The 26,658-nt window shown below is 64.0% G+C and carries 19 protein-coding genes; 15 read left to right on the forward strand and 4 right to left on the reverse strand.

All coding sequences use genetic code 11. The annotated features are described in order from the left end of the window. Positions 1 to 11: 11 nt before the first annotated feature. Positions 12 to 1,670: a sigma-54-dependent Fis family transcriptional regulator gene (locus HXS66_RS09405; RefSeq protein ID WP_255303199.1), complete on the reverse strand. Its 1,659-nt coding sequence runs from the start codon at positions 1,668 to 1,670 to the stop codon at positions 12 to 14. Positions 1,671 to 2,064: 394 nt separating this feature from the next. On the opposite strand from HXS66_RS09405, the gene speB reads away from it, so the two are divergent. From speB to HXS66_RS09430, 4 genes are all read left to right on the forward strand, one after another. Further along, on the forward strand, positions 2,065 to 3,015 hold the full coding sequence (speB, locus tag HXS66_RS09415; protein WP_077376000.1) for an agmatinase: 951 nt from the start codon (positions 2,065 to 2,067) through the stop codon (positions 3,013 to 3,015). Between the two features lie 353 nt (positions 3,016 to 3,368). Continuing rightward, the gene (locus tag HXS66_RS09420) at positions 3,369 to 4,685 is read left to right on the forward strand and encodes a YjiH family protein (protein WP_255303200.1); all 1,317 of its coding nucleotides are present in this window, start codon (positions 3,369 to 3,371) and stop codon (positions 4,683 to 4,685) included. Between the two features lie 146 nt (positions 4,686 to 4,831). After that, entirely contained in the window at positions 4,832 to 6,484 is a 1,653-nt protein-coding gene (locus HXS66_RS09425; protein WP_176503408.1) for a 5-guanidino-2-oxopentanoate decarboxylase, read from the forward strand. Positions 6,485 to 6,568: 84 nt separating this feature from the next. Beyond that, positions 6,569 to 8,035: an aldehyde dehydrogenase family protein gene (locus HXS66_RS09430; protein ID WP_255303181.1), complete on the forward strand. Its 1,467-nt coding sequence runs from the start codon at positions 6,569 to 6,571 to the stop codon at positions 8,033 to 8,035. Positions 8,036 to 8,189: 154 nt separating this feature from the next. Here HXS66_RS09430 and HXS66_RS09435 read toward each other — a convergent pair whose 3' ends face one another. The 3 genes from HXS66_RS09435 to HXS66_RS09445 form a co-directional block, all read right to left on the reverse strand. Then, entirely contained in the window at positions 8,190 to 10,031 is a 1,842-nt protein-coding gene (locus tag HXS66_RS09435) for a SulP family inorganic anion transporter (RefSeq protein ID WP_176503409.1), read from the reverse strand. After that, positions 10,024 to 11,337: an FAD/NAD(P)-binding oxidoreductase gene (locus HXS66_RS09440; RefSeq protein WP_176503410.1), complete on the reverse strand. Its 1,314-nt coding sequence runs from the start codon at positions 11,335 to 11,337 to the stop codon at positions 10,024 to 10,026. The genes HXS66_RS09435 and HXS66_RS09440 overlap by 8 nt, the downstream gene beginning before the upstream one ends. A 79-nt stretch (positions 11,338 to 11,416) precedes the next feature. Further along, positions 11,417 to 12,295 (reverse strand): MBL fold metallo-hydrolase, encoded by an 879-nt coding sequence (locus HXS66_RS09445; protein WP_176503411.1) that lies wholly within the window; start codon positions 12,293 to 12,295, stop codon positions 11,417 to 11,419. 232 nt (positions 12,296 to 12,527) lie between these two features. Here HXS66_RS09445 and HXS66_RS09450 point away from each other — a divergent pair, with 232 nt between their 5' ends. From HXS66_RS09450 to HXS66_RS09500, 11 genes are all read left to right on the forward strand, one after another. Further along, complete coding sequence (locus HXS66_RS09450; protein WP_255303182.1) at positions 12,528 to 14,000, forward strand: sugar porter family MFS transporter; 1,473 nt, start codon at positions 12,528 to 12,530, stop codon at positions 13,998 to 14,000. Between the two features lie 376 nt (positions 14,001 to 14,376). Beyond that, the gene (locus tag HXS66_RS09455) at positions 14,377 to 15,378 is read left to right on the forward strand and encodes a substrate-binding domain-containing protein (RefSeq protein ID WP_176503413.1); all 1,002 of its coding nucleotides are present in this window, start codon (positions 14,377 to 14,379) and stop codon (positions 15,376 to 15,378) included. 55 nt (positions 15,379 to 15,433) lie between these two features. Next, on the forward strand, positions 15,434 to 16,702 hold the full coding sequence (locus HXS66_RS09460) for an ABC transporter substrate-binding protein (RefSeq protein WP_103751427.1): 1,269 nt from the start codon (positions 15,434 to 15,436) through the stop codon (positions 16,700 to 16,702). Positions 16,703 to 16,961: 259 nt separating this feature from the next. Further along, a complete protein-coding gene (locus HXS66_RS09465) occupies positions 16,962 to 17,810 on the forward strand; it encodes a carbohydrate ABC transporter permease (protein WP_077375970.1) in 849 nt (282 codons plus the stop codon). After that, positions 17,810 to 18,715 carry a carbohydrate ABC transporter permease gene (locus HXS66_RS09470; protein WP_218015162.1) on the forward strand — a complete coding sequence of 302 codons (906 nt, stop codon included), beginning with the start codon at positions 17,810 to 17,812 and terminating at the stop codon, positions 18,713 to 18,715. The genes HXS66_RS09465 and HXS66_RS09470 overlap by 1 nt, the downstream gene beginning before the upstream one ends. Before the next feature lie 87 nt (positions 18,716 to 18,802). Further along, the gene (locus tag HXS66_RS09475) at positions 18,803 to 19,828 is read left to right on the forward strand and encodes an ABC transporter ATP-binding protein (RefSeq protein ID WP_077375967.1); all 1,026 of its coding nucleotides are present in this window, start codon (positions 18,803 to 18,805) and stop codon (positions 19,826 to 19,828) included. A 110-nt stretch (positions 19,829 to 19,938) separates the two neighbouring features. After that, on the forward strand, positions 19,939 to 21,282 hold the full coding sequence (locus HXS66_RS09480) for a trehalase family glycosidase (RefSeq protein WP_176503414.1): 1,344 nt from the start codon (positions 19,939 to 19,941) through the stop codon (positions 21,280 to 21,282). Further along, complete coding sequence (locus HXS66_RS09485) at positions 21,282 to 22,544, forward strand: AGE family epimerase/isomerase (RefSeq protein WP_308478220.1); 1,263 nt, start codon at positions 21,282 to 21,284, stop codon at positions 22,542 to 22,544. The genes HXS66_RS09480 and HXS66_RS09485 overlap by 1 nt, the downstream gene beginning before the upstream one ends. A gap of 348 nt (positions 22,545 to 22,892) precedes the next feature. Continuing rightward, positions 22,893 to 24,188 (forward strand): DUF3100 domain-containing protein, encoded by a 1,296-nt coding sequence (locus HXS66_RS09490; RefSeq protein WP_176503415.1) that lies wholly within the window; start codon positions 22,893 to 22,895, stop codon positions 24,186 to 24,188. An 84-nt stretch (positions 24,189 to 24,272) separates the two neighbouring features. Beyond that, positions 24,273 to 25,433: a M20 aminoacylase family protein gene (locus HXS66_RS09495; protein ID WP_176503416.1), complete on the forward strand. Its 1,161-nt coding sequence runs from the start codon at positions 24,273 to 24,275 to the stop codon at positions 25,431 to 25,433. A 119-nt stretch (positions 25,434 to 25,552) separates the two neighbouring features. Then, complete coding sequence (locus HXS66_RS09500; protein WP_176503417.1) at positions 25,553 to 26,632, forward strand: NAD(P)-dependent oxidoreductase; 1,080 nt, start codon at positions 25,553 to 25,555, stop codon at positions 26,630 to 26,632. Positions 26,633 to 26,658 lie beyond the last annotated feature (26 nt).

Consider the following 26,658-nt stretch of genomic DNA (forward strand, 5'->3'; position numbering starts at 1 on the left):
ACACATGGAAATTATTTTAACAACATATGCTTCAACTTCCTCACTACAGACGGCTGACTGATCCCTGCCCTCTTGGCTATCGCATAGGTGCTGGGCAACTCGGCTGCCATCTCGCGTAGCCATTGCGCTTCGATGCGCGCCAGGCCTTCCTTGAGCGTTTCATTGGGGCCGAGTTTGGGGACTGGCATGGCTACCGCCCCCTCAGCGGCAGGCGCTGAGAGGGATTTTTCGCTATGTAAGGTATCGGCAGTGGGAAAACTTTCAGTAACGCCTATTCCATTATATTTGTCATTACTGAAGCCAAATGAATTGCCTAGTCCATTAGCGTTATTCGTGGAACAAGTGTTGAGCAGTGATTTCACTGAGTCGCTGTCAATGACATCACTGGGGGCGCTGAGCCAAGCGCGTTCCAGCCAGTTTTCCAGTTCGCGGATATTGCCGAGCCAGTCCTGACGCATGAGGACGGGCCATAGGGTGGCGTCGAGGAGTTTGCGGCGACCGTGACGTTGATTGAGGCGAGAGAGGTGTTGCTCGATCAGGGCGGGAATGTCTTCGCGGCGTTCGCGCAGCGGGGGCAGGCTGACGGGGAGCACATTGATGCGGTAGTAGAGGTCGAGGCGGAACTGGCCCTGCTCCACGCGGGCGGCGAGATCTTGATTGGTGGCGACGACCAGTCGGAAGTCGGCGCGGCGGGTGGTGGTGTCGCCCAGGCGGGTGATCATTCCGTCCTGAATCACCTTGAGCAGCTTGGTCTGGGTGGCCAGCGGCAGCTCACCGATTTCATCCAGAAACAGGGTGCCGCCTTCGGCCTGTTCCATCAGGCCCGCCTTGCCACGGTTGCCCGCGCCGGTGAAGGCACCGGCTTGATAGCCGAACATCTCGGACTCGAACAAGCTCTCGGGGATGGCGCCGCAGTTCACCTCGATGAAGGGGCCGTCAGCGCGTTGGCTCCAGCGATGCAGTTGATGCGCGAAGGCCGTCTTGCCGACCCCGGATTCGCCCAGCATCAGTACCGTGGCGTTGGTGGGCGCGACCCGCTTGAGCAGCAGCGCTATCTCACGCATCACGGGGCTTTTGACCTGTAGCTCGCCCAATTCCAGCGCGGCGTCTTCACACTCTGCCTGCTCGCGCGCGGCCTGCTCACACAGGGCACGCCCCTGCTGCTGCGCGTCATGGGTGGTCTGCTCGGCACCGGAGCGCGCACTCCCCACCGCCCCCCAATCACTTTCCCCCGCACTCCCCCCGCCCAGCTCACTGCCCCGCGAGTTACGGCGCAGGTGATCCGTGAAGCGCTGCTGGAGCACCGCATATTCCTGCTGCAACAGCTGGATATCGGTGAGATCCATCGAGCGGCTGACCACGCACTCGAGCTTGCCCGCGACGAATACCGGATGCGCCTGCGCCACCACCCGCCGCCCGGTGGCGGTGAGCTGCATCATCTGCAGCGTTCTCCCCGTGCGCAGCACCTCCAGGCTGATGGAGGGCTTGAGCACCCCGCTGGCTTCCAGGTCATGCACGTTGGCGGCACACAGCGCCTCACGCGTCATGCCATAGACCGCCGCGGCGCCGGGGCTGACATCCATCACCTGGCCATCCGCGCTCACCACGAAGTAGTGGTCATGGGCGGTGTCGATGATGGTCTTGAGAATCTGGTGGTCGAGCTCTGACATGGCGGGCACCTCATGGTCGAGCCTGGGAATCGGGACGGGGCTTTCTGCGCTTCTTTCTCGCAGGTCTTTCTTCCTGACAGTGCGCTGCAAGTACTGCGCTAAAAGACACTCTCGATGATGCCTGAATGTGATCCACAAATGAATCGACGATCCATTTTTGAATCGATATTGACGCACGAGTGATCCACAAATGAATCACTCGACAACCATCTCTTTAGAAAATCCAATAAAATCAATCGACTGAAAATTGGCATGGTTACTGCAAAGCTGGGGTATGCGCCAAGGAGAATCGCCGGCTTTCATGACACCGTCCGGCCAGGCGATCAGGCGAACCATCACAATACCCCGCTCGCCGTCAGCGTATCGCGAGCGACTCAAGACCCTGGAGAGACAGATGAGCGAATTCAATCAGCCACTGGGCGGCAACGACATGCCACGTTTCGGCGGCCCGGCCACCATGATGCGCCTGCCGGCTCAGGAAACCGCAGAAGGCCTGGATGCCGCCTTCATCGGCATTCCACTGGACATCGGTACCTCCAACCGTCCGGGCGCGCGTCTCGGCCCGCGTCAGATCCGTGATGAATCGCGCATGCTGCGCCCCTACAACATGGCCACCCGTGCCGCGCCCTTCGACAGCCTGCAGGTGGCAGACATCGGCGATGTGCCGATCAACACCTTCCACCTGCCCAAGAGCATGGACATCATCGAGAAATTCTACGATGAAGTGCTCAGCCACGATTGCGTGCCGCTCACCCTGGGCGGTGACCACACCGTCACCCTGCCGGTGCTGCGCGCCATCGCCAAGAAGCACGGCCCGGTCGGCCTGATTCACATCGATGCCCACGCCGACGTGAATGACCACATGTTCGGCGAGCCCATCGCCCACGGCACGCCGATTCGTCGCGCCCAGGAAGAAGGCCTGCTCGACAGCCACCGCGTGGTGCAGATCGGCCTGCGTGGCACCGGCTACTCCGCCGATGACTTCGACTGGTGCCGTCAGCAGGGCTTCCGCGTGGAAACCGCCGAGATGTGCTGGTTCAAGTCACTCGCCCCGCTGATGGCCGAAGTGCGAGACATGATGGGCGATCGCCCGGTGTACATCACCTTCGACATCGACGGACTGGACCCCTCCGTCGCACCCGGTACCGGCACCGTGGAAGCCGGCGGCCTGACCATGCCCCAGGGCATGGAAATCGTGCGCGGCGCACGTGGCCTCAATATCGTCGGCGGTGACCTGATGGAAGTCTCCCCGCCCTACGACACCAGCGGCAACACCGCGCTGATGGGCGCGACCCTGCTCTACGAGATGCTCTGCGTATTGCCGGGCGTGCAACAGCGCGACTGATCCAGCAGAACGGCTGAGTCATCAGCACGACTGCGCCAAGACGCTCGCGAACGATCCACGAATGACCCGCTGTCCTGCTGCACCCGCGCCGGGGGCTCGTCCCGCCCTCGGCGCACACAGAATCACCCAGCACGATACGGCATGATGCATCACACAATGCTCGGCTAGAGCCTGACCATTACAACAAGATCTAGGTGACCCGAATGACAACCAGCATCGACCCGACGGCGGATCACACGCCGCCCCGCTCCAGCTCAAGCACTGATTCACGTTCCGACAAGACACAAAATGGCGAGAAAGCTCAGAAAGACCTCATCGCCACCCGCCCGGTGCCGCTCACGGCCAAGGGGCTGATGAAATTCCTGGTGCCGTCACTGCTCGGCGTCAGCTTCTTCCTGGTGCCGTTCAGTGTTGGCGACACCATCAACATCGGCATGGGCCTGATGGCCGATTGGCTCAAGGCCGCGCTTGGCAGCGCCTTGCCCGCCATCGCCGTCGCGGTGCTATGTCTGTCGGTGATCCTCACCGGCTTCGTCAAGTTCGCCAAACCGGCCTGGGCACGTCAGGGCGCGGCACATGAGCTGTTCGATGTCGCGCCGGTATGGTTTGCCATGCGCGCCCTCGGCGCCATCTTCGCGCTGATGACCTACTTCCAGTGGGGGCCGACCCAGGTCACGGCGGCCTTCACCGGCGGTGTGATGCTCAATGATCTCGCCCCTGTCCTGCTGACCTTCTTCTTCTTCGCGGCCATTCTGCTGCCGCTGCTGGTCGACTTCGGCTTCATGGAATTCATCGGCAGCCTCGTGCGTCGCCCGTTCCGCGCCATCTTCGATCTGCCGGGACGCAGTGCCATCGATGCCACCGCCTCATGGATGGGCTCCGGCACCGTCGGCGTGCTGATCACCACCCAGCAGTACGAGCAGGGCTTCTACAGCAAGCGCGAAGCGGCGGTGATCGCCACCAACTTCTCGGTGGTCTCGATCGCCTTCGCGTTGCTGGTCACCAGCTTCATGAACATCAATCACCTGTTCGTGCCCTTCTATCTGACCGTCGTCATCGCGGGCCTGATCGCCGCCGTCATCGTGCCGCGTCTGCCGCCGCTGTCGCGCAAGCGTGATGACTACCACGAGCCGGTCGGCTGTCAGATCAGTGAAGAGAACCAAAGCGACTGTGGCGTGCTGCGTTACTCACTCGGCATGGCCGTCGCGCGCGCCGAGCATGCCCCAGGCCCGCTCAAGCTGGTGAAATCGGCCGGTTTCAACGTGGCGGACATCTTCCTCGGTCTGCTGCCGGTGGTGATCGCCATCGGGACCGTGGCGCTGATGCTGGCCGAGTTCACGCCGGTCTTCACCTGGCTCTCCTACCCGATGATTCCGCTGCTGGAACTGCTGCAGATTCCCCACGCGGCAGAGGCAGCCCCGGCGACGCTGGTCGGCTTTGCCGACATGTTCCTGCCGGCGGTGCTGGCCAAGGACATCGACAGCGAACTGACCCGCTTCGTGATCGCCTGCCTGTCCCTGACCCAGTTGATCTACATGTCCGAGATCGGTGCCCTGCTGCTCAAATCGAAGATTCCGCTCAAGATCTGGGAACTGGTGGCCATCTTCGTGCTGCGCACGCTGATCACCCTGCCGATCATCGCTGGTATCGCCCACGTCTTCGTGTTCTGAGCCGAGGCCAGCACGCCGCAAGAGCGCTGTGCCACCACCAGCCTCCTGTGCCTGGGCTCCTGTTCCTTGGACTCCTTTTCCTAGGACTCCTTTTCCTCATGACTTCCGGGGGCGCCACGGCGCTCCCGTCTGCCGGATAGCCTGCCATGACCTGTGCTGAACTCCTGATCCGACTGCTGCGTGACACCTACGGCGTCGATACCGTCTTCGGTATTCCCGGCGTACATACCGTCGAACTCTACCGGGGCCTGGAGCCGGATGCCGATCCCGCTGCGCGCACCATTCGCCACGTCACCCCGCGCCATGAACAGGGCGCCGGCTTCATGGCCGATGGCTATGCCCGCAGCACCGGCAAGCCCGGAGTGTGCTTCATCATCACCGGCCCGGGGATGACCAACATCACCACCGCGATGGGCCAGGCGCTGGCCGACTCCATCCCGATGCTGGTGATTTCCAGCGTCAATCGCTCGGACACCCTCGGGCGGGGCCAGGGGCGTCTGCATGAACTGCCCAGCCAGCAGCAGCTGGTCTCGGGCGTGGCGCGCTTCAGCCACACCCTGCTCGACCCGTCCGCGCTGCCGGAAGTGCTGGCCCGTGCCTTTGCGCTGTTCGAGGGTGCCCGCCCGGGCCCGGTGCATCTCGAGATTCCCATTGACCTGTTCAATGCCGAGATTCCACTGCCTGCCGGTCGCATCACCCATGACGTCACGCGCTCACGCATCGGGCGTCTCGCGCCGGACCCGGCGCTGATCGACGAGGCCGTGGCCCTTCTGACAGGCGCCGAGCGCCCGCTGGTACTGCTGGGCGGTGGCTGTGTCGCCGCGCCTGAGGCCGCGCGTCAACTGGTGGAGGCGCTGGATGCCCCCACCGTCACCACCATCAATGCCAAGGGCCTTCTGGGCAGCGCCCACCCGCTGGATCTCGGCGCCAATGCCGCACTGCCTGCGGTACGCGATCTGGCGCGCGACGCCGATGTGGTGCTGGCAATCGGCACCGAGCTTGGCGAGACCGATTACGACGTGGTGTTCGATGATGGCTTCGTGATCGGCGGAGAGTTGATCCGCATCGATATCGACCCCGAGCAGCTGGCGCGCAATCAAGCCGCCGCGCTGGGTATCGTCGCCGATGCCAGCCTGGCGCTGGAGACGCTCGCCGATCGTCTGGCTGACCTCAAGGGCAACCCGCAAGGCACAGGTCGCGGCGCGCAGATCACCGCTGCGACACTGGAAGCCCTCGCCCTGCCGACCGACCCGGCCTTCGCGCCCTACGTGCCGCTGTTCGACACCCTCCAGCAAGCGCTGCCGGAGGCCATCTGGGTCGGCGATTCCTGCGCGACGGTCTACGCGGCCAACCACCTGCTCAGCCAGCCGGCACCGCGCCGCTACTTCAATGCCTCCACCGGCTACGGCACGCTCGGCTACGGCCTGCCCGCCGCGATGGGCGCGACCCTGGGCCGCCCGGACCTGCCGGTGATCGCGCTGGTCGGCGATGGCGGCATCATGTTCACGCTGTCGGAACTCGCCTGCGCGGTGGAAGAACAGCTGCCGGTCGTCATCGTGCTGTGGCACAACCAGGGCTATGAGGAGATTCGCCGCTTCATGGACAACGCCGGCGTCACGCGTCTGGGCGTCGACATCCAGGCCCCCGACTTCCAGCTGCTGGCCCGCGGCTTCGGCTGCGCCGCCGTCGCCATCGATTCCCCCCAGGCACTGCAGGTCGCCTTGGACGAGCGCGACGCTAGCGCCCCGCTGCTGGTGGAAATCGACGCGGCCGGGTGGCAGCGCTCGATCGCCGGCTGAGTCCGATTCGGCGCATCGCATCTCTTCACAACATTGAACAATGACCGCCAGTCCCCCGTATGTCACTGGCGGCAAGGAACTCCCATGTCAGCTACTTCAATGCACAAGCTCGATCAGCAGTTCATCAACAACGAGTGGGTCAAGTCCCACGGCGAGCGCCGTCTGGCGGTCACCAATCCTTTCGAGGAAACCGTCATCGCCGAGGTGACGGCGGGGGATGCGCGTGATGTGGAGGCCGCCGTCACGGCGGCTGCCAATGCCTTCGAGGGCTGGCAGGCGCTGAGTGGCGCCGAGCGTGCCGTCTATCTGGAGGCCTTCGCCGAGGGGCTGACATCTCGCCGGGAAGCGCTGGTGGAAATGTCGTGCCGCAACAACGGCAAGATTCGCGCCGAGGCCGAGATCGATCTCGATGACGCCATCGGCTGCTACCGCTATTACGCCGAGCAGGCACGCGCGCTGGATGCCCGTCAGGGCGCGGTGGTCGCGCATGATGTCGAGGGCTATGCGGCGCACAGCTATCAGGAGCCAGCCGGCGTGGTGGGGTTGATCACGCCGTGGAACTTCCCGCTGGTCACCAGCGCCTGGAAGGTCGCGCCGGCGCTCGCCGCGGGCTGTACCCTGGTGATCAAGCCGTCTGAAGTGACGCCGTTGCCGGAGCAGGTGATGGCCGAGATCGCCCTGGAAGCCGGTCTGCCGGCAGGCGTGTTCAACCTGCTGCACGGCGATGGCGATGGCATCGGCGCGCCGCTGACCCGTCATCCGCGCATCGACAAGATTTCCTTCACCGGCAGCAATGTGGTCGGCGAGAAGGTCATGCAGGCCGCGGCCTGCGGTACGCGTGGGGTGTCACTGGAACTGGGCGGCAAGTCAGCGATCATCGTGCTGGAAGATGCCGACATCGACGACGCCGCTGACTGGGTGATGGCCGGCATCTACTTCAATGCCGGGCAGATTTGCTCCGCCACCTCGCGCCTGCTGGTGCATGAGGCCATCGCCGATGACCTGCACACCGCCCTGGCCAGTCGTATCGATGCACTGGTGCTGGGTGACCCGCTGGACGCCGCCACCCAGATGGGACCGATGACCAGCGCCCGCCAACGTGACACCGTGCTGGGCTATCTCAATGTGGCGCGCGAGGAAGGTCTGACGGCGCTGCGCGATGACACCCATCGCAGCCTGCCGACCAAGGGCTACTTCGTGGCGCCGACGCTTTACACCGATGTCCCGGTGGAGAGCCGTCTGTGGCGTGAGGAGATCTTCGGGCCGGTGCTGTGCTCACGTCGCGTGGCGGATGAGGCCGAGGCGATTCGCCTCGCCAACGACAGCGATTTCGGGCTGGTGGCCACGGTGGTCAGCGGTGATGCCAGGCGCGCCCAGCGAGTCGGCCGCCGTCTGCGCGCAGGCGTGGTGTGGTACAACAGCGAGCAGCTGCCGCTGGTACAGGCCAGCTGGGGTGGCTTCAAGCGCAGCGGCATCGGCCGTGAACTGGGCCCGTGGGGCCTGGCGGGCTATCTGGAGGTCAAGCACATCATCGGGCCGGTACTTGACTGAACGTATTGGCTGAGCGTCTTGCCTGATCAGATGACGAAAACGCCCCGCCTCGGCAATCCCCGAGGCGGGGCGTTTTCATTCACCTTTTTACTTCACCACTTTTCCTTTGCGGCTTCCCTTCACGGCTTTCCCATGAAACCAGCGCCTTCTCCTATCAGCCGGCCGCCGCCGTCTGGCTGACCCCATCCCGTGCGCAGCACTGGCCACAATGGCTGCCGTGGATGCTCAGCGCCTGCCAAGCATCGAAGGTGCTCAGATAGATCTCGCCGCCGAGATTGGTCGGCAGTTCAGAGCGCTTGAGGCGGTCCATCACCGGGCCCTTCACTTCGCTCAGATGCAGCGACACCCCGGCTGCCGTCAGGCGTTCATTGATGACCTCCAGGCTTTCCAGCGCAGAGGCATCGATCAGGTTGATCGCCTGGCAGGCCAGCACCAGATGCCTGAGCGACGGCTGCTGTGCCACCAGCGCCAGCACGGTGTCTTCCAGATAGCGCGCATTGGCGAAATACAGGCTCTCATCGATGCGCAGTATCGCCAGCTCCGGGTCGGTCTCGACCTCATGTCGCTCGACATTGCGAAAGTGCTCACTGCCCGGCACGCGTCCGACCAGCGCACTGTGCGGCTGGCTGGTGCGCTTGAGATAGAGCCCCAGTGACACAAGGATGCCGACGATGATGCCGCTCTCCACCCCCTGCACGAGGGTGATGATCAGCGTGATCATCAGGGCCGCCCCATCGCCCTTCGAGTAGCGGAAGGTGCGCCTGATTGCCGCGAGGTCGATCAGACTGCTGGTGGCGACGATGATGATGGCCGCCAGCGTCGCGCGTGGCAGCCACGCCAGCCAGTCCGTCAACCACAGACTGGCGAGCAGAATGCCGATGGCCGTGAAGGCCCCCGCCAGTGGCGTGGCCGCCCCGGCATCGAAGTTGACCACCGAGCGCGACAGCCCGCCCGAGATCGGCATGCCGCCGCTGACGCCTGCACCCATGTTGGAGAGGCCCAGCGCGATCAGCTCCTTGTCGGGGTCGATGCGCTGACGCCGACGCGCGGCGAGGGTCTGGGCCAGTGCCAGTGACTCGACGAAGCCGACCACGCTGATCAACAGCGCCGACACCAGCAGTCCCGACCAGTCATTGCAGACAAGGGACGGCAGGCTCAGGGTGGGCAAGCCGCCGGGCACGCTGCCGACCAGTGCCATGCCCTGCTCGCCCTGATCAAGAGGATCATGCAGGCCCCAGGCCAGCAGACTGGACAGGATGACGGCGAGGATCGGCGTGGTCTTGCACAGCATGCCCGCCGCGCTCTCGCGCATCCCGAGGGCCATCAGGCCCTGCTTGAGATGACGACGCGCCAGCGTCAGGGCGGCCCAGCAGCCCAGCCCGAGGGCCAGTGTCGGCCAATGCACGCCGGCCCCTTGCGGCAATGACAGCCACGACTCCCCCATCTCGAGCAGATTGCCGCCACTCAGGCGCAGGCCGCTCATGGGCCCGAGCTGGCTGGCGATGATCAGGACACCGGAGGCCGTCATGAACCCGGAGATCACCGGGTGGCTGATGAAATTCACCAGCGCCCCCAACCGCAACAGCCCCATGGCGATCAGCATTGCGCCGGAGAGAAACGCCAGCAGCAGTGCCGCGGCGAGCATTTCGGGCGTCGAGAGCGCGGCACCATCGGCACCGCTCATGCCTGCGATGGCGGACGCCGTCATCAACGAGATGATCGCCACCGGCCCGACGGCCAGCGTGCTGCTGGTGCCGAACAGCGCATACAGCACCAGCGGCAACATGCTGGCATACAGGCCGACCTGCGCCGGCAGCCCCGCCAGCAGCGCATAGGCGAGCGCCTGCGGCACCAGCATGACACTGACGATCACCGCCGCCAGCAGATCACGCCCGAGACTCTGGCGATCATACTGGGCAAGCCAACCCGCCAGCGGCAGCCAGCGGGCAAGCGCGCCGCGCGAGCGTGCGTGGGTCAGCTCGGACGGCTCAGACATCGCGTGACGCCGGACGCGCCAGCCACTCATGGCCCTTGAGCATCAGGTTCCAGTAGATGAACGGCAGGCCACGTGCCTTGAGCTGCCAGGCCAGGCGCGTCGGACGGGTACCGTCATTGAGCCACTTGGGGAAGGTCGGCTGCAGCTCACCGCCGTAGCCGAATTCCGCCAGCACGATGCGTCCGTTCTCCACCGTCAATGGACAGGAGCCATAGCCACGATAGCCCGCCGCCAGCGAGTCGCCGGCCAGGGTCGCGAGCAGATTCTCCACCACCACCGGCGCCTGCTTGCGCACGGCCGCGGCGGTCTTGGCGTTCGAGGTACCGCTGATATCCCCCAGTCCGAAGATGTCGGGATGGGTGATGTGCTGCAGGGTCTCGGGTTCAAGCTCCAGCCAGCCAGCGGCGTTGGCAAGCCCGGAGTCCTTGATCAAGGCCGGCGCCTTCTGGGGCGGTACCACATGCAGCATGTCGAAGGACTGCTCGACGATCTGCGGCTCACCGCCTTCCTCGGCCGCCGCCACCTCGAAACGCGCCGTCTGCGCTTCCCCATCCACGGCGATCAGACGCTGATGGAACTGCACCTCGATGCCATAGCCCTTCACGGCCTCTTCCAGCGCAGGCACATAGGCCGGCACGCCGAACATCACGCCCCCGGCGTTGTGGAAGGTGACCTCCAGCTGACCGAGCACATCTTCACGCTGCCAGTGATCGCAGGACAGGTACATCGCCTTCTGGGGGGCGCCGGCACACTTGATCGGCATCGGTGGCTGGGTGAACAGCGCACGACCGCTGCGCAGGGACTGCACCAGCTGCCAGGTGTAAGGCGCGAGATCATAGCGGTAGTTGGAGGTGACGCCATTCTTGCCCAGGGTCTCTTCGAGGCCTTCGATGGCCGCCCAGTCCAGCTCAAGCCCGATGGCCACCACCAGACGCTCATAGCGAAGCTTGCGCCCATCCCCCAGCGTGACCTCATGCGCGTCCGCGTCGATGCCCACCACGGACTCGCGATACCAGTGCACGCCCCTGGGCATCACCGTGGACATCGGCCGGCGAGTGGACTCCGGGGTGAAGATCCCGCCGCCGACCATCGTCCAGCCCGGCTGATAGCTGTGCTGCTCCGATGGCTCGACGATGGCGATATCCATGCCGGCCTGACGCTTGAGCAGGCTGGCTGCCACGGCAATCCCGCCGGCCCCTCCTCCCAGAATCACCACCTTGTGGGCATTGGGGGGCACCGTGACGGTCGTCTCGCCCCTGGTTGCTGGTGACGGTGATGAGGCTGAATCGCTGGCGGGATTGTTCATCCGTGACTCCTTGAAAAGAAAATGGGCATAGACACGTAAGAAGTCTACGTCATTTATTTACCTGTGCAGGCGGCGAGGGTCAGAAACGATTGAGCGGAATCTTGAGATAGGCCTGATCATTGGCGTCCTCAGGCGGCATCTGGCCGGCCCGCATGTTGACCTGGACCGCCGGCAGCATCAGGCGCGGCATGCCAAGCCCGGCATCGCGCTTCGAACGCATGGCCACGAAGGCCGCTTCATCAATCCCGGTGTGCACGTGGATATTGTGCTGGCGCTGCTCCCCGACCGTGGTCTCACAACAGAAGCCCTCGCGCCCTTCGGCGGAATAGTCGTGACACAGATACAGGCGGGTGCTGTCGGGCAGCGCCAGCACCTTGTGGATCGAGCGGTACAGGGTGCGCGCATCACCGCCGGGGAAGTCACAGCGCGCGGTGCCGTAATCGGGCATGAACAGCGTATCGCCAACGAAGACGGCGTCTCCGATCACATAGCTCACGCAGGCCGGCGTATGGCCCGGAGTATGCAGCACGCGGCATTCAAGCCCTCCGATGGCCAGGCTGTCGCCCTCTTCCAGCAAGCGGTCGAACTGACGTCCGTCACGCGCGAAACCCGCCTCGGCCGCGAAGATGTCCGCAAAGATGTCCTGCACCTCACGGATGCGTGCCCCGATCGCCAGCTGGCAATCAAGCTTGTCTTTCAGGTAGGCGGCGGCCGACAGGTGGTCGGCATGGACGTGGGTCTCGAGAATCCATTCCACCTCCAGCGACTCGTCCGCGATGTGGGCCAGCAGGGCATCCGCCGACTGCGTGGTGGTGCGGGCTGCGGGGTAATCGAAATCCAGTACCGGATCAATGATCGCGCAACGCCGGGAGTGCGGGTCACGCACCAGATGCGTGAAGGTATTGCTGTCTTCGTCGAAGAAGCTCTCGACATGGGGCTGCTGTGTCGTGTTTGCCATCCTTCGGCCTCCTGAGTCAATCAAGGTGAATGGACCTCAGCCTACGCCTGTCCGGGCGCGAACGCAAAAATAGAATAACGATAAAACCATTTGGAATAACGGCAGCACCTAATTGATAACCTATTGATATCAGACATCAAAAAAGGCACGTGACGGTGCCTCGGATATCGCCAGGCGCGCCTCTCACCCTAAGGTATAGCGGATAAACGATATCGCTCACGTTAGGCTATTATTGTCAGGTGACACGATTCACCTATACACTCTTGAACGATTAACCTCCGCGAATCGCTGTCTTTCCTTCACGCCTCATTGGATGAGCTACGCCATGCCACGCATTCTTCAATGGTCGATCACGGTCGCTCTCGCCGGCTTCCTGTTCGGCTTCGATACCGCTGTCATCTCAGGTGCGGACACCTCTCTGCAGAGCCAGTGGGGTCTCAGCGACCTCATGCACGGCCTGGTCATCATGTCGATGGCACTGTGGGGCACGGTCATCGGCGCCATCTTCGGCAACTGGCCGACAGATCACTTCGGCCGCCGCGCGACCCTGATCGGGATCGGGATCCTCTATCTGGTCTCGGCGCTGGGTTCGGCGCTGGCCACCGACCCTTATGTGTTCTCGTTCTTCCGCCTGCTGGGGGGGCTCGGTGTTGGTGCGTCCTCCGTGGCAGCACCCATCTATATCTCCGAGATCGCCCCCCGCGAGCGCCGGGGCGCGCTGGTCGGGCTCTACCAGTTCAACGTGGTATTCGGGATCGTGATCGCCTTCGTCTCCAACTACTTCATCGGCTTCATGGACGGCGAGAACTGGCGCTGGATGCTGGGGGTGGAAGCCGTGCCGGCCGCGCTCTACCTGCTGATGATCTGCAAGGTACCGCGCAGCCCGCGCTGGTTGATTCTCAAGCGCAACGATGAAGCTGGTGCCGCCGAGATCATCCGACTGATCAACCCCAAGGCCGACATCGCCGAGGAAATCGCCATCATCCGTGGCACGGAAAGCGAGGAAAGTGCCAAGCAGCACACCCGTCTGTTCGCCTGGCGCTATCGTCTGCCGATCCTGTTCGCCTTCCTGATCGCGGCCTTCAATCAGCTCTCCGGCATCAACTTCATCATCTACTACGCGCCGCGCATTCTGGCCGAGGCGCAGCTGGAATCGAGCGCCGCCCTGCTCTCGACGGCCGGAATCGGGGTCATCAATCTGGTCTTCACCATGCTGGGGATGTCACTGATCGACAAGCTGGGCCGCCGCACCCTGATCCTGATCGGCTCGGCCGGCTATCTGCTGTCGCTGTGCCTGATCGCCTGGGCCTTCCATCTCGAGGACTTCTCCGCCATGGGCGGCTATGGCGTGCCGATCCTGCTGGGCGTGTTCATCGCGGCGCACGCCATGAGTCAGGGCACGGTGATCTGGGTGTTCATCTCCGAGATCTTCCCCAACAAGGTCCGTGCCATGGGGCAGTCCTTCGGCAGCTCCGTACACTGGATCTTCGCGGCCCTGATCGCGCTGCTGATGCCGACCATCCTCAGCCAGTTCAGCGGTGGGCCGGTGTTCGCCTTCTTCGCCTTCATGATGCTGCTGCAGCTGATCTTCGTGCTGTTCTTCATGCCCGAGACCAAGGGTGTCTCGCTTGAGGAACTGCAGGGCCGCCTGGTTCGTCCCACCCGACGCGAGCAGGCCGCAGCGCTGGAACCCCAGAGCCGCTGACCCGCGACGGCCCGCCTCTCGGCTGACACATGCCATCCCCACGACGCCCCGCTCTGCGGGGCGTTCTCGTTGCTGCCGTCTTGATTGCCCCTCGTCAGTACCTTCTTCAGTACCCTCTTCAGCCCTCTTCACTGCCCGGTTCACCGCCCGGTTCACGATGTCGTGAAACGTTCAATCAGCGTGTCATCAGCGCCAACGTAACAGGCAGGCGCAACGTCTGAAAATTACGAATCATTACTGACATATCCTTTGGTATCGAAAGCATTGCGGGGGCACCAAATTTAGTGAAATGATCCATCCGAAACGTTTCGGAAGATGCTTTCCAGCGATTTCACGACCTGACACCTTGCCAGACACCTTGCCAGAGGCCTGCACCATGCCACCGAAGATCACGCTGAAATATCTCGCCACTGAACTGGGGCTCTCGGTGACCACCGTCTCTCGCGCCCTGGGGGGGTTCGAGGATGTCAGCGTAGCGACGCGTGAACGAGTCCAGGCCTTCGCCAACGACGTGGGCTATCAACCCAACCAGAGCGCACGCCGCCTGAAGACCGGGCGCACCTCCTCGGTGGGCTACATCATGAACGGCGCCCAGGGCGACTTTCGTGACCAGTTCAACACCCGCCTGCTGGTGGCGCTGGGGCAGGCACTGCACGATGCCGCACCGGAGCACGACCTCATCGTCACCACGGTGCCAGAAGACCGCGACGAGCTGGAGACCTACAAGCGTTTCATCGATGGCGGCAAGGTGGACTCCTTCGTGGTGGCGCGTACCTGCATCCAGGACCCACGCGTCGATTTCCTGCTCGACAGCGGTGTCCCCTTCGTCACCCACGGTCGCACCGGCCGCGCCGACGAGCACGACTGGGTCGACATCAATGCCGCCGATGGTTTCCTGCGCGCCACTCGCCATCTGATCCAGCAGGGACATCACAACATCCTGTTCCTCAACTTCTTCAGCGATCTCTATACCGCGGTGGAGCGTGAGACCGGCTATCTGCAGGCCATGCGCGAGGCCAGCCTCGCCCCCAGCTCACGCCATTGCCCCCACGGTTACGCCAGCGCCTATCAGGTCGCCAGAGAGGTGCTGGCAAGTGCCGATGCCCCCACCGCCTTCGTGTGTGCCAGCGACATCTTCGCCTACGGGGTGATGGAAGCCGTCAGCGAGAGCGGGCGGGCGCCCGGCCGGGATATCGCCATCATCGGGGCGGACAACCTGCCACCGCTGATGTACCAGCAGCCCAGCCTGAGCACGCTGGACATCTCCTTCGAGACCGTCAGCCACGCGCTGATCGAGCTGGTACTGGCCCCGCGAGAGGGTGTGCCACGCCACCGCTGTTTCGATTACGAGCTTCTGCTGCGCGATACCACTGCCTGACGCGCCGCCCGTGAACGCTGCCTCTTCATCCCACTACCCGCCCCGGGAGACACCCATGCGCAAGATGCCGACCGCCCTCGCCGTGATGGCACTGTTGGGCAGCACCTCCGCCCTCGCTGACCTCACCTTCTTCAGCACCCAGGCAAGGCCGCTGGAAGAAGCCCAGCAGATGCGCGAGATCGCCCTGGCACCCTACGCCGAGTCCATCGATTACATGCCGCAGGAAACCGGTACCTTCCTGTCACGACTGGAGGCGGAGAAATCGAGTCCCGAAGGCGCGCTGGACCTGCTCGGCGGCCTGCATGGCGAGCTGGGCTCGCTGACGCCCGGCATTCTCGCGCCACTGGATACGCTGGCAAGCACGCTCAAGGACAAGGGCATCAGCGAGCAATACCTGACGCTGGGCAAGCTGGGCGGCGAGCAGCAGCGCTACATCCCCTGGATGCAGGCCACCTACATCATGGCGGCCAATCGCAAGGCGCTGCCCTACCTGCCCGAAGGCGCGGATCTCGATGCACTGAGCTATGACGAGCTGCTGGCCTGGGGACGCAATCTCGAGACCGCCACCGGCCAGCCCAAGCTGGGCTTCCCGGCCGGTCGCAAGGGGCTGATCCACCGCTTCCTGGAAGGCTATCTCTATCCCTCCTTCACCCATTCGGTGGTGCGCGAGTTCCGCAGCGCCGATGCCGTGGCCATGTGGCAGAAGTTCCGCGAGATCTGGGCGGTGACCAATCCACGCTCCACCGCCTACGGTTTCATGCAGGAACCGCTGCTCAATGGTGAGGTATGGGTGGCGTTCGATCACACCGCGCGCCTCAAGGATGCCTTCAACAAGCGTCCCGATGACTTCGTGGCCTTCCCGGCGCCGGCAGGCCCCAGCGGTCGCGGCTACATGCCGGTGGTGGCAGGGCTGGCGATGCCGGCCAATGCCTCCGATCCCGCAGCCAGTCGCAAGCTGATCCGCTATCTGATGACGCCCGAGGCCCAGATTCGCACTCTGCGCGCCACCAACTTCTTCCCCGTGGTCACCGCTGAATTGCCTGATGATCTGCCCGCCAGCATTCGCATGTCCGGCAAGGCGGTGGCGACACAGTCTTCCGCCGAGGATGCCGTGCTGTCCCTGCTGCCCAGCGGCCTGGGGCAACAGGCGGGCCTGTTCAACAAGATCTACCGCGATGCCTTCGTGCAGATCGTGCTGCGCGACGCCGACATCGAGGAGACGCTGGATATCCTCGCGCCGCGCCTGCAGACGCTGATCAACAAATCAGGCGCAGGCTGCTGGCTGCCGGACACGCCCAGCGACGGCCCCTGCCCGGTCAAGTAATTCGCTTACTCGAGCCGTCGCTCGACAGCACCGACAGAACGCATCACTCGCAACACTTGCATCACTTGCATCACTTGCATCACTTGCATCACTTGCATCACTTGCATCACTTGCATCACTTGCATCACTCGCAACACAAGCAGCAGCAACGGCACCCCTCGACGGGTCGCCATGACGGTACGCCAACCCCTGTCATGCCGACCCGGTGCCCCGAAACCCTTCCGACACGCCATCACAACAACGTCAAAGGTGAGCAAAGATGAAGCACGATCGCTGGCTACCTTATTACCTGATCGCCCCCAGCCTGCTGTTCATGGGCGCCTTCTTCCTCTACCCCTTTCTGGAGATCTTCGCCCAGGCCTTCACCCAGCCTGACGGCGGCGTGAGTCTCGCCAACTTCACGCGCATCTATCAGGACTTCAATTTCTGGCCCTCGCTCAAGAACACCCTGCTGCTCACCGGTGTCGTGGTGCCGGTCCAGCTGGTGCTGGCCATCGGCATGGCGTTGATGGTCACAAAGATGAACAAGGGGCGCGACAGCATCCTCTACATCTGGACCATTCCGCTGGGCATCTCCGATCTGGCCGCCGGCATCATCTGGCTGGCGATCCTGGAACAGTTCGGGTTTCTCAACAGCTTCTTGAGCGCGGTCAGCGTGATCGATGCGCCAACCTCGTGGCTCAACTATCAGAACGCCTTCGCGCTGTTCCTGGCGGTCGTGGTCGCGGAAATCTGGCGCGGCACCGCCATCGTGCTGGTGATCCTGGTGTCGGGCATGGGGCTGATCCCCAAGGAATATGACGAGGCCGGTCAGGTGTTCGGCGCCAGCTACTGGCAGCGCCTGTGGAAGATCACCCTGCCGATGCTGCGCCCGAGCATCCAGTCGGCACTGATCCTGCGCACCCTGCTGGCGCTGGAAGTCTTCGCGGTGGTGATGATGCTGGGCGGCAGCGACATGCCGGTACTGATGAGCGAGACCTTCGACTGGCAGTTCCTCTATCAGCAGACCGGCGCCGCCTCCGCCTACGCGGTGTTGATCATGCTGATCTCGGTGGTCATCACCGGCTGCTACCTCAAGTTCCTCAACGTTCCGAAGGAGGCACGCTGATGAAATCCACGACATCCGAGGCCATCATGCCGGCTCCCGTGTCTTCTCGTTCCGATTCCCAGGCCCCGGCGCAGGCGCAGAGCGCACACAAGCCACGCCGTCATGACATGGCCTGGAAATGGCTGTTCCGTGCCGGTGTCGCGATTCTGGTGCTGTGGGTGCTGGTGCCCATCGCCCTGCTGATGCTCAACAGTGTCAGCACCCCGGAGCAGATCAGCGGCTGGCCCAAGACCCTGACCCCGGCGCTGAGCTTCGAGACCCTCGACTTCTTCTGGCACTACCAGGGCGTGATCAGTGCGCTGGGCAACTCGCTGCTGGCCGCCGCCTTCACGATGGTGATCGCCATCGTGCTCGGCGCTCCCGCCGGATATGCGCTGGCCCGCTTCGTGTTTCCGGGCATGAACGCCTTTCGTCTGGTCATCATCCTGTCGCGGGCCTTCCCGATGCCGCTGCTGGCGCTGCCGCTGGCCGTCATCTTCATCCAGGTGGGCATCGATGACTCCATCCTGGGGCTGGCGATGGTCCACGCCACCCTGGCACTGCCCTTCGCGGTGCTGATCACCTCGAGCCTGTTCATGGGCATTCCGGTGGAACTCGAGGAAGCCGCCTGGCTGATGGGGTGCAATCGTTGGCAGGCCTTCCGCCGCGTGGTGCTGCCGCTGGCCGCGCCGGGCATCACCGCCTCTGCGGTATTCGCCTTCGTGATCTCGTGGAACGAGGTGTTCGCCTCGGCGATTCTCACCGTCGAGAACCGCACCCTGACGGCCTTTCTGGTCCAGAGCCTTTCCGAGTCGCCCGCCGAGATCAAATACGCCGGCGGCCTGATCCTGGTCGTCCCGGCGCTGCTGTTCCTGTTCGCGATCCGCAAGTACCTGTTCAGCATGTGGGGCATTTCCAACCGCTAGCGTACGGCCCTTCATCCGGCCAATGCATGACGACGGCTGTCACCTGTCCATCCAGCGCCGTCGCTCACGATTACAAGGAGTCCGACCATGTCAGCCATCCAGATCAGTGCCGTACGCAAGCAGTTCGGCAAGCAGGAAATCCTCAAGTCCATCGATCTCGAGATCCGTGACAAGGAATTCACCGTGCTGCTCGGCCCGTCCGGCTGCGGCAAGTCCACCCTGCTGCGCATCATAGCGGGGCTGGAGTACGAGAGCAGCGGCTCGATCCGCATCGGCGAGCGTGAGATCACCTCACTGGCACCGCGGGATCGCCGCATCGCGATGGTGTTCCAGAACTACGCCGTCTTCCCGCACATGACGGTGGCGGAGAACATCGCCTTCGGCCTGCGCGTGCGCAAGGACAGCGAAGCGCACATCCAGCGCAAGGTGAAGGAAACCGCCGAGCTGATGCACATCGAGGACCGTCTGGATCACTACTCCGGCCAGCTCTCCGGCGGTCAGCGTCAGCGGGTCGCGGTCGCGCGTGCCCTGGCGATGGAACCGGAAGTGCTGCTGATGGATGAGCCGCTCTCGAATCTGGATGCGCTGCTGCGCCTGGAGATGCGCGCCGAGCTCAAGACCATCCTCGCCGCCTCCGACACCACCACCATCTACGTGACCCATGATCAGGTCGAGGCCATGAGCCTGGCCGACCGCATCGCGGTCATGAAGGGGGGCCAGATCGAGCAGTACGCGCCGCCCTCCGAGATCTACCACTATCCGGCGACCGAATTCGTCGGCAGTTTCATCGGCAATCCACCGATGAACTTCATCGCCCCGGATGCGCGCTGGCACCAGGCCGCCCCGGCCGCCAGCCAGATCCACAGGTGCGGTATCCGCCCCGAGGACTTCGAGGTGCGTTTCGAGCCCACCGAGGACTTCGCGCCGGTCCGTGTGCTGGTCACGGAGCTGCTGGGCTCCCACAAGCAGCTGACTGCTCGCTTCGGGGACGAGATGCTGCGCGTCAACGTACCGAGTGACCTGGAGATCGCCAATGGCAGTGACATCCACATCCGGCCGCTGGCCGAGAAGATGCGCTTCTATGACCACAGCGGCCAGCTGATGTCGGCGTGAGGCGTGTTGATCCCTTTCGACCCGAGCCTTTGATTGCGAACCTTTGATCCAGAACCTTTGATCCAGAACCTTTGATTTCGAACCTGTCATCCCGAACGGAGCCGACTTACATGAATGCCAAGCTCGACGCGCTCAGCTCTCACGACGTTCTCAAGCTCAACGACCTGGGCGGCTACACCGTGCCCACGCGTGGCCTCTACCCCTTCCAGTGGAACTGGGACGCCGCCATCACCGCGCTGGGCTGGCTGGCCGCCGGCGACGAAGCACGTGCCTGGCGTGAGGTCGAGCGCCTGCTGGAAGGTCAGTGGGACAACGGCATGGTGCCGCACATCGTCTTCCACGGTGACGCGGAAACCTACTTCCCGGGGCCGGAAGTCTGGGGCGTCAAGCATAGCCCGTCGACCAGCGCCATCTCCCAGCCGCCGGTGCTGGCCAGCGTCATGAAGCTGCTGTTCGAGGAAGGCCGTGACCGCCGGCTTGCCGAGGAGAAACTGGCCGCCACCCTGCCCGGCGTCATCCGCTATCACCTGTGGTTCTACCGCGACCGTGATCCGGAACATACCGGCCGCGTGTGCAGCTATCACCCCTGGGAGTCCGGCATGGACAACAGCCCCCAGTGGGATGGCCCGCTGGCTGGCGTGCCGCCGGTCGATGCCGAATACGTGCGTCGCGATACGGGGCTGGTCGACCCGTCCGAGCGCCCGCACAAGTACGAATATGATCGTTACATCTATCTGGTGAAGTTCTTCCAGCAGAACGAGCACGACGCCGAGGTGCTGTATCGCGACTGCCCGTACCGCGTCGAGGACATCAGCCTCATCTCCATCCTGCACCGTGGCACGCGCGACCTGATCGCGCTATGCGAAGAGGATGCCGGCGGGCTAGGCCTGGTCAACACCCACGGCGAGGCGCTTTACAGCCTCAAGCAGTCGCTGGCGCGCACCGAGGAAGGCGTGCAGGCGCTGTGGAGCGATGAGCTGGGCTGCTTCCTGAGCCGCGATGCGCGCGCCAACGTGCTGCTGGAGCACGTCACCACCGCCGGTATCCTGCCGCTGTTCGCCGGGGTCGCCAGCGGTGCCCAGGCGCAGCGCATGGGCGGCCTGCTCGAGGACTGGCTGGAACAGGCGCCCTTCGGTGTCGCCTCCACCCACCCGGCCAGCACCCGCTTCGAACCCAAGCGCTACTGGCGCGGGCCGAGCTGGCTGCACATCAACTGGATGCTGGCCATCGGCTGTGAGGAATATGGCATGTCCCGCGAGGCCGACCGGATCAAGCAGGCCAGCCAGCAGTGCATCGCGGCGGCAGGCTACTATGAATACTTCAATTCGGTGACCGGCGAAGGCTGTGGCGGTCGCGACTTCTCCTGGACGGCAGCGATGGACCTCTACTGGCTCAACCCGCTGGAGAGCTTCACCGCCAGCAAGGCGGCGTCCGGCGTCGAGGAGGTCTCCTGATGACTCAGCACGCCTCTCAACAGATGCAGGCGCCGCAGAAGGCACCGCTGACCAGGCAGGCTGTGCCGCCCATGCCGGCAACGTTCGCCAGCCGCGGCTTTCTGGACACGCATATCCGCTCGATCATGGACTTCTATCTGCCGCGCGCGGTGGATCAGGAACGCGGCGGCTACTTCCAGGCGTATCGTGATGACGGCAGCGTGTATGCACCCGCAGCGCGTCATCTGGTCAGCAGCACGCGGATGATCTTCAACTTCGCGATGGAATATCTGCGCACCGGTGACCAGGCGTGTCTGGCCGCGACCCGTCATGGCATCGATTATCTGCGCGAGGTGCATCTCGATCCGCAGACCGGTGGTTACCTGTGGTCGCTGAGCGAGCAAGGCGAGGCGGACCACACCAACCAGTGCTACGGACTGGCCTTCGTGATGCTGGCCTACGCGACGGCCTGGCGCGCCGGTATCGAGGAGGCCCGCGGCTGGCTGGACGAGACCCACGCCCTGATGGAGCAGCATTTCTGGTCGGAGCATCACGGTCTGTACGCCGATGAAGCCAGTGCCGACTGGCTGACACTGTCCGACTACCGTGGCCAGAACGCCAACATGCACGCCTGTGAAGCCATGCTGGCCGCCTTTGAAGCCACGGATGACGAACGCTATCTGGAGCGGGCCATGACCCTGGCCCGCAACATCTGCCAGCGTCAGGCCGCCAAGGCCGATGGCCTGATCTGGGAGCATTACGATCGCGACTGGAACGTCGACTGGGACTACAACCGCGACGACCCCAAGAACCTCTATCGTCCCTGGGGCTTCCAGCCGGGCCACCTGACCGAATGGGCCAAGCTGCTGCTGATGCTCAAGCGTCACCGCGATGACGACTGGCTGCTGCCGACCGCGAAGCGTCTGTTCGATACCGCGATGGATCTGGCCTGGGACGGCGAACGTGGTGGGCTCTACTACGGCTTCGCGCCGGATGGCACCATCTGCGACGACGAGAAGTACTTCTGGGTGCAGGCCGAGAGCCTGGTGGCCGCAGCGCTGCTGAACGAGGCCACCGGCGAGTCGCACTACGCCGAGTGGTATGAACGCCTGTGGGGCTACGCCTGGCAGCACTTCATCGACCATCGCTACGGCGCCTGGTATCGCCTGCTGAATGCCGACAACCAGCGCTTCGATGATCTCAAGAGCTCGCCCGGCGCCAAGTGTGACTATCACAGCCTCGGTGCCTGCCATGAGCTGCTGCGCGTGATCACGGACGACTGAGCCCTGTCGCACTGCGACTGCACCACCCGACACCCCGCCCTGTGCGGGGTGTCCTCGTATGAGGAGAGCCTTCTCTGCCCATCGCCGTCCGCCAGCATGCTCTATTTATTCGTACACCTATCATGTTTCTTTAGCGCGCCGCTCGTGACAATACTGAAACCCGCTGATCGCTCCACCAGAGGGCGACAGGCTCGGGGTCTCCCCGAGGCGGTGCCCGTGTCTGAGACGTCGTCACGACACAAGCGCGCACTGGACAGGAAGGCGCCTCACAAGTCGTTGCTATTCAAGCAGTTCTTACAAAAGAAGTTACTACACAAGCAGTCACTACAATAACAAGCGGAGTCCCACATGCCCCTCGCTCAACTCCTGGACTGGCGGTTGCATCTGCTGGTCGTGGTGCTATCTCTCGGCGCCGAACTGATCGGTATCCTCAAGTTCCCCCTCGGCCCCGGCACCCTGCTGCTGTTGCCCTTGTTCTATGCCTTCATTGCGGCCGTGCTGTGCAATCCGCACCTGTTCAGCGGCACGAAACGTGTCATCCCGCCGGTGGTCAGCGCGGCGGCAGGACCGGTCATCCTGCTGTCGATCATGCCGTTCATCGCCCGCTTCGGCTCCACCATCGGCCCGGCCATCGAGCAACTGATCTCGGCAGGTCCGGCGCTGATCCTGCAGGAGCTGGGCAATCTGGGCACCATGCTGATCGCGATGCCGATCGCGGTCGTGGTGCTCAAGATGGGCCGTGAGGCGATCGGCGCGACCTACTCCATCGCGCGGGAACCCAATATCGCGATCATCTCCGACAAATACGGCCTCAAGGGGCCGGAAGGTGTCGGCGTGATGGGCGTCTATGTCGTGGGTACCATGTTCGGCACCCTGTGGTTCGCGCTGATGGCGGGCTACCTGACCTCGCTGGACATCTTCGACCCGCGTGCGCTGGCCATGGCGTGTGGTGTCGGCAGCGGCAGCATGGTGGCGGCATGTTCCGGCGCCATCGCCGGTGCCCTGCCGGAGATGGGCGAGGAGCTGCTGGCCTTTGCCGGCGCCAGCAACCTGCTGACCTATGCCACCGGCCTCTACGTGTCCCTGTTCATCGCCCTGCCGGTCGCCGAGCGTCTGTTCACCTTCTTCAGCCGCAAGCGAGCCGGCGACAATGGCTCCATGAATGACGAGGAAGCCACGCTGGCCTCCGAGGCGCTGGTTGAAGATCGCCCGGAGAACCAGCTGGGCAAGACGGCACTGGTGGTCGCGGTCGTCTGCGTGGTCGGCTGGGTGGTCAACACCATCAACGGTGCCAGCCTGATCGACGCCGCCCCCGGCATGCTGATCCTCTACGTGATGACCATGCTCGGCCTTGGCGTCGCACGCCTGATGCCCTTCTATCTGCCGGCCATCGCCTGGGTGTCGCTGGTCAGCATCCTGATGACACTGCCATGGTTCCCGGGCAGCGGCTGGATCACCGAGCAGCTGAGCTTCGTCAACTTCCTCGCCATCGTCACGCCGGTACTCGGCTACGCGGGTCTGGCGCTGAGCAAGCGCGAGTTCAGCATGTTCCGCCAAGCCGGCTGGAAGCTGGTGATCATCTCGCTGCTGGTCTTCACTGGCACCTATATCGGCTCGGCGGTCGTGGCTCAGGCACTGCTCTGATCACACGGGCTTCGCACGTTGCTTCCCCCCTCTCAACACATTCAAGCCGGCACTCCAGGGTGCCGGTTTCCACAGGAATTCAGCATGCAACTACCCGAGAACATCGACGAGGCACTGCTGCGCAGCTGGCGTCATGAGTTTCATCAGCATCCCGAGACGGCCTTCGAGGAGCACCGCACCTCGGCGCGCGTCGCCGAGATCCTGCGTGCGGCGGGTCTCGAGGTCACCACCGGACTTGCCGAGACCGGCGTGGTGGCGGTGCTGGATGGCAATCTGGGGCCGGGACGTACCATCGGTCTGCGTGCCGACATGGACGCGCTGGATGTCACCGAGGCCAACGCCGTCTCACATTGCTCGCACACACCCGGCAAGATGCATGCCTGTGGCCACGACGGCCATACCACCATGCTGCTGGGCGCGGCCTGTACGCTGGCGCGTGATCCTGACTTCGCCGGGCGCGTGGTGTTCGTGTTCCAGCCCGCCGAGGAAAACGAAGGCGGCGGACGCCGCATGGTCGAGGATGGCCTGTTCGAGCAGTTCCCGATGGAGGCCATCTACGGCCTGCACAACTGGCCGGGACTGGCGCTGGGCGAAGCCGCCGTGCATGACGAGGCGGTGATGGCGGCCTTCGATGTCTTCACCCTGACCTTGAGCGGTCATGGCTGTCATGCGGCCATGCCGCATCTGGGCAAGGACACCATCCTGGCGGCCTGCCAGCTGGTGACCCAGCTTCAGGGGCTGATCAGCCGCGAGACGCCGGCCCACAAGACCGCGATTCTCAGCATCACCCAGTTCCATGCCGGCGATGCCTTCAACGTGATGCCGGAAGTGGTCGAGCTGCGTGGCACGCTGCGCTGTTTCGACCCGGCACTGCGGGCGTACCTGCAGCAGCGCTTCCATGATGCCGTCGATGCCATGGCGACCTTCCATGGCCTCAAGGTCGAGTTCGACTATCAGCCACGCTACCCGGCGACCCTCAATACTCCGGGACACGCCGAACGCTGCGCCAATGTCCTGGCACAACTGCCCGGCATCCAGAAGGTCCATCGCGATCTGCCACCCTCCATGGCCTCGGAAGACTTCGCTTATCTGCTGCAGGAGTGCCCCGGCGCCTATATCTGGCTGGGCAACGGCGAGGACAGCGCCTCACTGCACAACCCCAACTACGACTTCAACGACGCTGCCACCCCCATCGGGGTCAGCTATTGGACGTCACTGGTGCGCGAGTTGCTGACGCGCGATTGATGGCCACATGCCCTTGGCGGCAAGCGCGATGCGGATGACGTCGCCAGGCGCGGCGTTGAACTTGATCAAGGACCATCGCAATCTACACAGTGTCATGACTCTGGTGAGGAAGGAGCGACATGAAAATCAGCGTGATCGGCAGGGAAGCCATTGGCGCACGGAGCCGTACGGCGCTCTCAAGGGCAGGGTTTGAGGTGGCGGGCGAAGTGGCAGACAAGGTGACGGACCAGGTGACGGCCGAGACGGCGGGCGCTGCGACCGCCACGGTGGAGCAACGCTGCCACGCGCCTCATGAGCAGAGCGAGGCCGAGCGGTGGTTCGATACGCATGCACGGCCGCGTGAGCGATTCACCAGCGAGGTCTACCTGCTGGCGCTGGCAACCTCCCAACAGGTGCAGAAGGTACTGACCGGCAAGGAAGGCCTGCTGCGACTGGCACCGCCGGGCAGTGTCATCGTCGATCTCTGCCGGGGCGATGTAAACATCAGCCGTGAGCTGGCCGTGCAGACCCGGCTGGCTGGCCATCACTGGCTGGAAGCGGCTTCCAGTCGCGACCCTCGCGATGAGAGCGAAGGCCATCTCACGCTGCTGGTCGGCGGTGATGACGCCACCGTGCAACGCATGACGCCCCTGCTCGAGGCCATCGCTACCCGGCACCTGCACGTCGGGGATGCCGGCTGTGGGCATGCGGCCGTGCTGGCCAATGACTATCTCCACGCCGCCCATCTCATCACCACGGCAGAGGCGATCGCGATGGCCTATCGCGCCGGGGTGCGGCCTCACGCCTGCATCGATGCCATCAATCTGGGGGCCGGCCGCAGCGCCGTCAGCGAGGTGAATTTCCCGCGCTGGGTGCTGCCGGGAGATTATGATTCCGGTATCTCCACCGGCGCCCTGCGCCGCGACCTGCGCCTGGCGCGCAGCTACGTGACCACCCTCAAGCTGCCTTCCGGGTTGATGAAGGCGGTCTTCGATCGCTGGCAACCACCCGAACTGTGCCCGGCGGATGAAGATGACATCCATCATCTGTGTGATCGCTGGCTCAGTGATATTCCCGCTCAACTGCGTCACACCTCATCACCTGCCACCGATGCCCCGAGCACGCCGACCGACGCCGGGGCGCCTCGCTCATCAGGTCGCGATGCCTCGGCGCCGGGCAGGGTGACGGATGGCTCCCGGCCGCCTGCCGAGAAAGCCTGAGCCCACCCCCATCGCGGGCTGACGCG

Source organism: Cobetia sp. 5-11-6-3 (genome assembly GCF_013374055.1).
GTDB classification, from domain to species: Bacteria; Pseudomonadota; Gammaproteobacteria; order Pseudomonadales; family Halomonadaceae; genus Cobetia; species Cobetia marina.

Excerpts from the sequence above, each read along its gene's own strand:
- HXS66_RS09405 (WP_255303199.1), bottom strand. The coding sequence starts at position 1,670 with ATGTCAGAGCTCGACCACCAGATTCTCAAGACCATCATCGACACCGCC.
- speB (WP_077376000.1), top strand. The coding sequence starts at position 2,065 with ATGAGCGAATTCAATCAGCCACTGGGCGGCAACGACATGCCACGTTTC.
- HXS66_RS09420 (WP_255303200.1), top strand. The coding sequence starts at position 3,369 with ATGAAATTCCTGGTGCCGTCACTGCTCGGCGTCAGCTTCTTCCTGGTG.
- HXS66_RS09425 (WP_176503408.1), top strand. The coding sequence starts at position 4,832 with ATGACCTGTGCTGAACTCCTGATCCGACTGCTGCGTGACACCTACGGC.
- HXS66_RS09430 (WP_255303181.1), top strand. The coding sequence starts at position 6,569 with ATGTCAGCTACTTCAATGCACAAGCTCGATCAGCAGTTCATCAACAAC.
- HXS66_RS09435 (WP_176503409.1), bottom strand. The coding sequence starts at position 10,031 with ATGTCTGAGCCGTCCGAGCTGACCCACGCACGCTCGCGCGGCGCGCTT.
- HXS66_RS09440 (WP_176503410.1), bottom strand. The coding sequence starts at position 11,337 with ATGAACAATCCCGCCAGCGATTCAGCCTCATCACCGTCACCAGCAACC.
- HXS66_RS09445 (WP_176503411.1), bottom strand. The coding sequence starts at position 12,295 with ATGGCAAACACGACACAGCAGCCCCATGTCGAGAGCTTCTTCGACGAA.
- HXS66_RS09455 (WP_176503413.1), top strand. The coding sequence starts at position 14,377 with ATGCCACCGAAGATCACGCTGAAATATCTCGCCACTGAACTGGGGCTC.
- HXS66_RS09460 (WP_103751427.1), top strand. The coding sequence starts at position 15,434 with ATGCGCAAGATGCCGACCGCCCTCGCCGTGATGGCACTGTTGGGCAGC.
- HXS66_RS09465 (WP_077375970.1), top strand. The coding sequence starts at position 16,962 with ATGAAGCACGATCGCTGGCTACCTTATTACCTGATCGCCCCCAGCCTG.
- HXS66_RS09470 (WP_218015162.1), top strand. The coding sequence starts at position 17,810 with ATGAAATCCACGACATCCGAGGCCATCATGCCGGCTCCCGTGTCTTCT.
- HXS66_RS09475 (WP_077375967.1), top strand. The coding sequence starts at position 18,803 with ATGTCAGCCATCCAGATCAGTGCCGTACGCAAGCAGTTCGGCAAGCAG.
- HXS66_RS09480 (WP_176503414.1), top strand. The coding sequence starts at position 19,939 with ATGAATGCCAAGCTCGACGCGCTCAGCTCTCACGACGTTCTCAAGCTC.
- HXS66_RS09485 (WP_308478220.1), top strand. The coding sequence starts at position 21,282 with ATGACTCAGCACGCCTCTCAACAGATGCAGGCGCCGCAGAAGGCACCG.
- HXS66_RS09490 (WP_176503415.1), top strand. The coding sequence starts at position 22,893 with ATGCCCCTCGCTCAACTCCTGGACTGGCGGTTGCATCTGCTGGTCGTG.
- HXS66_RS09495 (WP_176503416.1), top strand. The coding sequence starts at position 24,273 with ATGCAACTACCCGAGAACATCGACGAGGCACTGCTGCGCAGCTGGCGT.
- HXS66_RS09500 (WP_176503417.1), top strand. The coding sequence starts at position 25,553 with ATGAAAATCAGCGTGATCGGCAGGGAAGCCATTGGCGCACGGAGCCGT.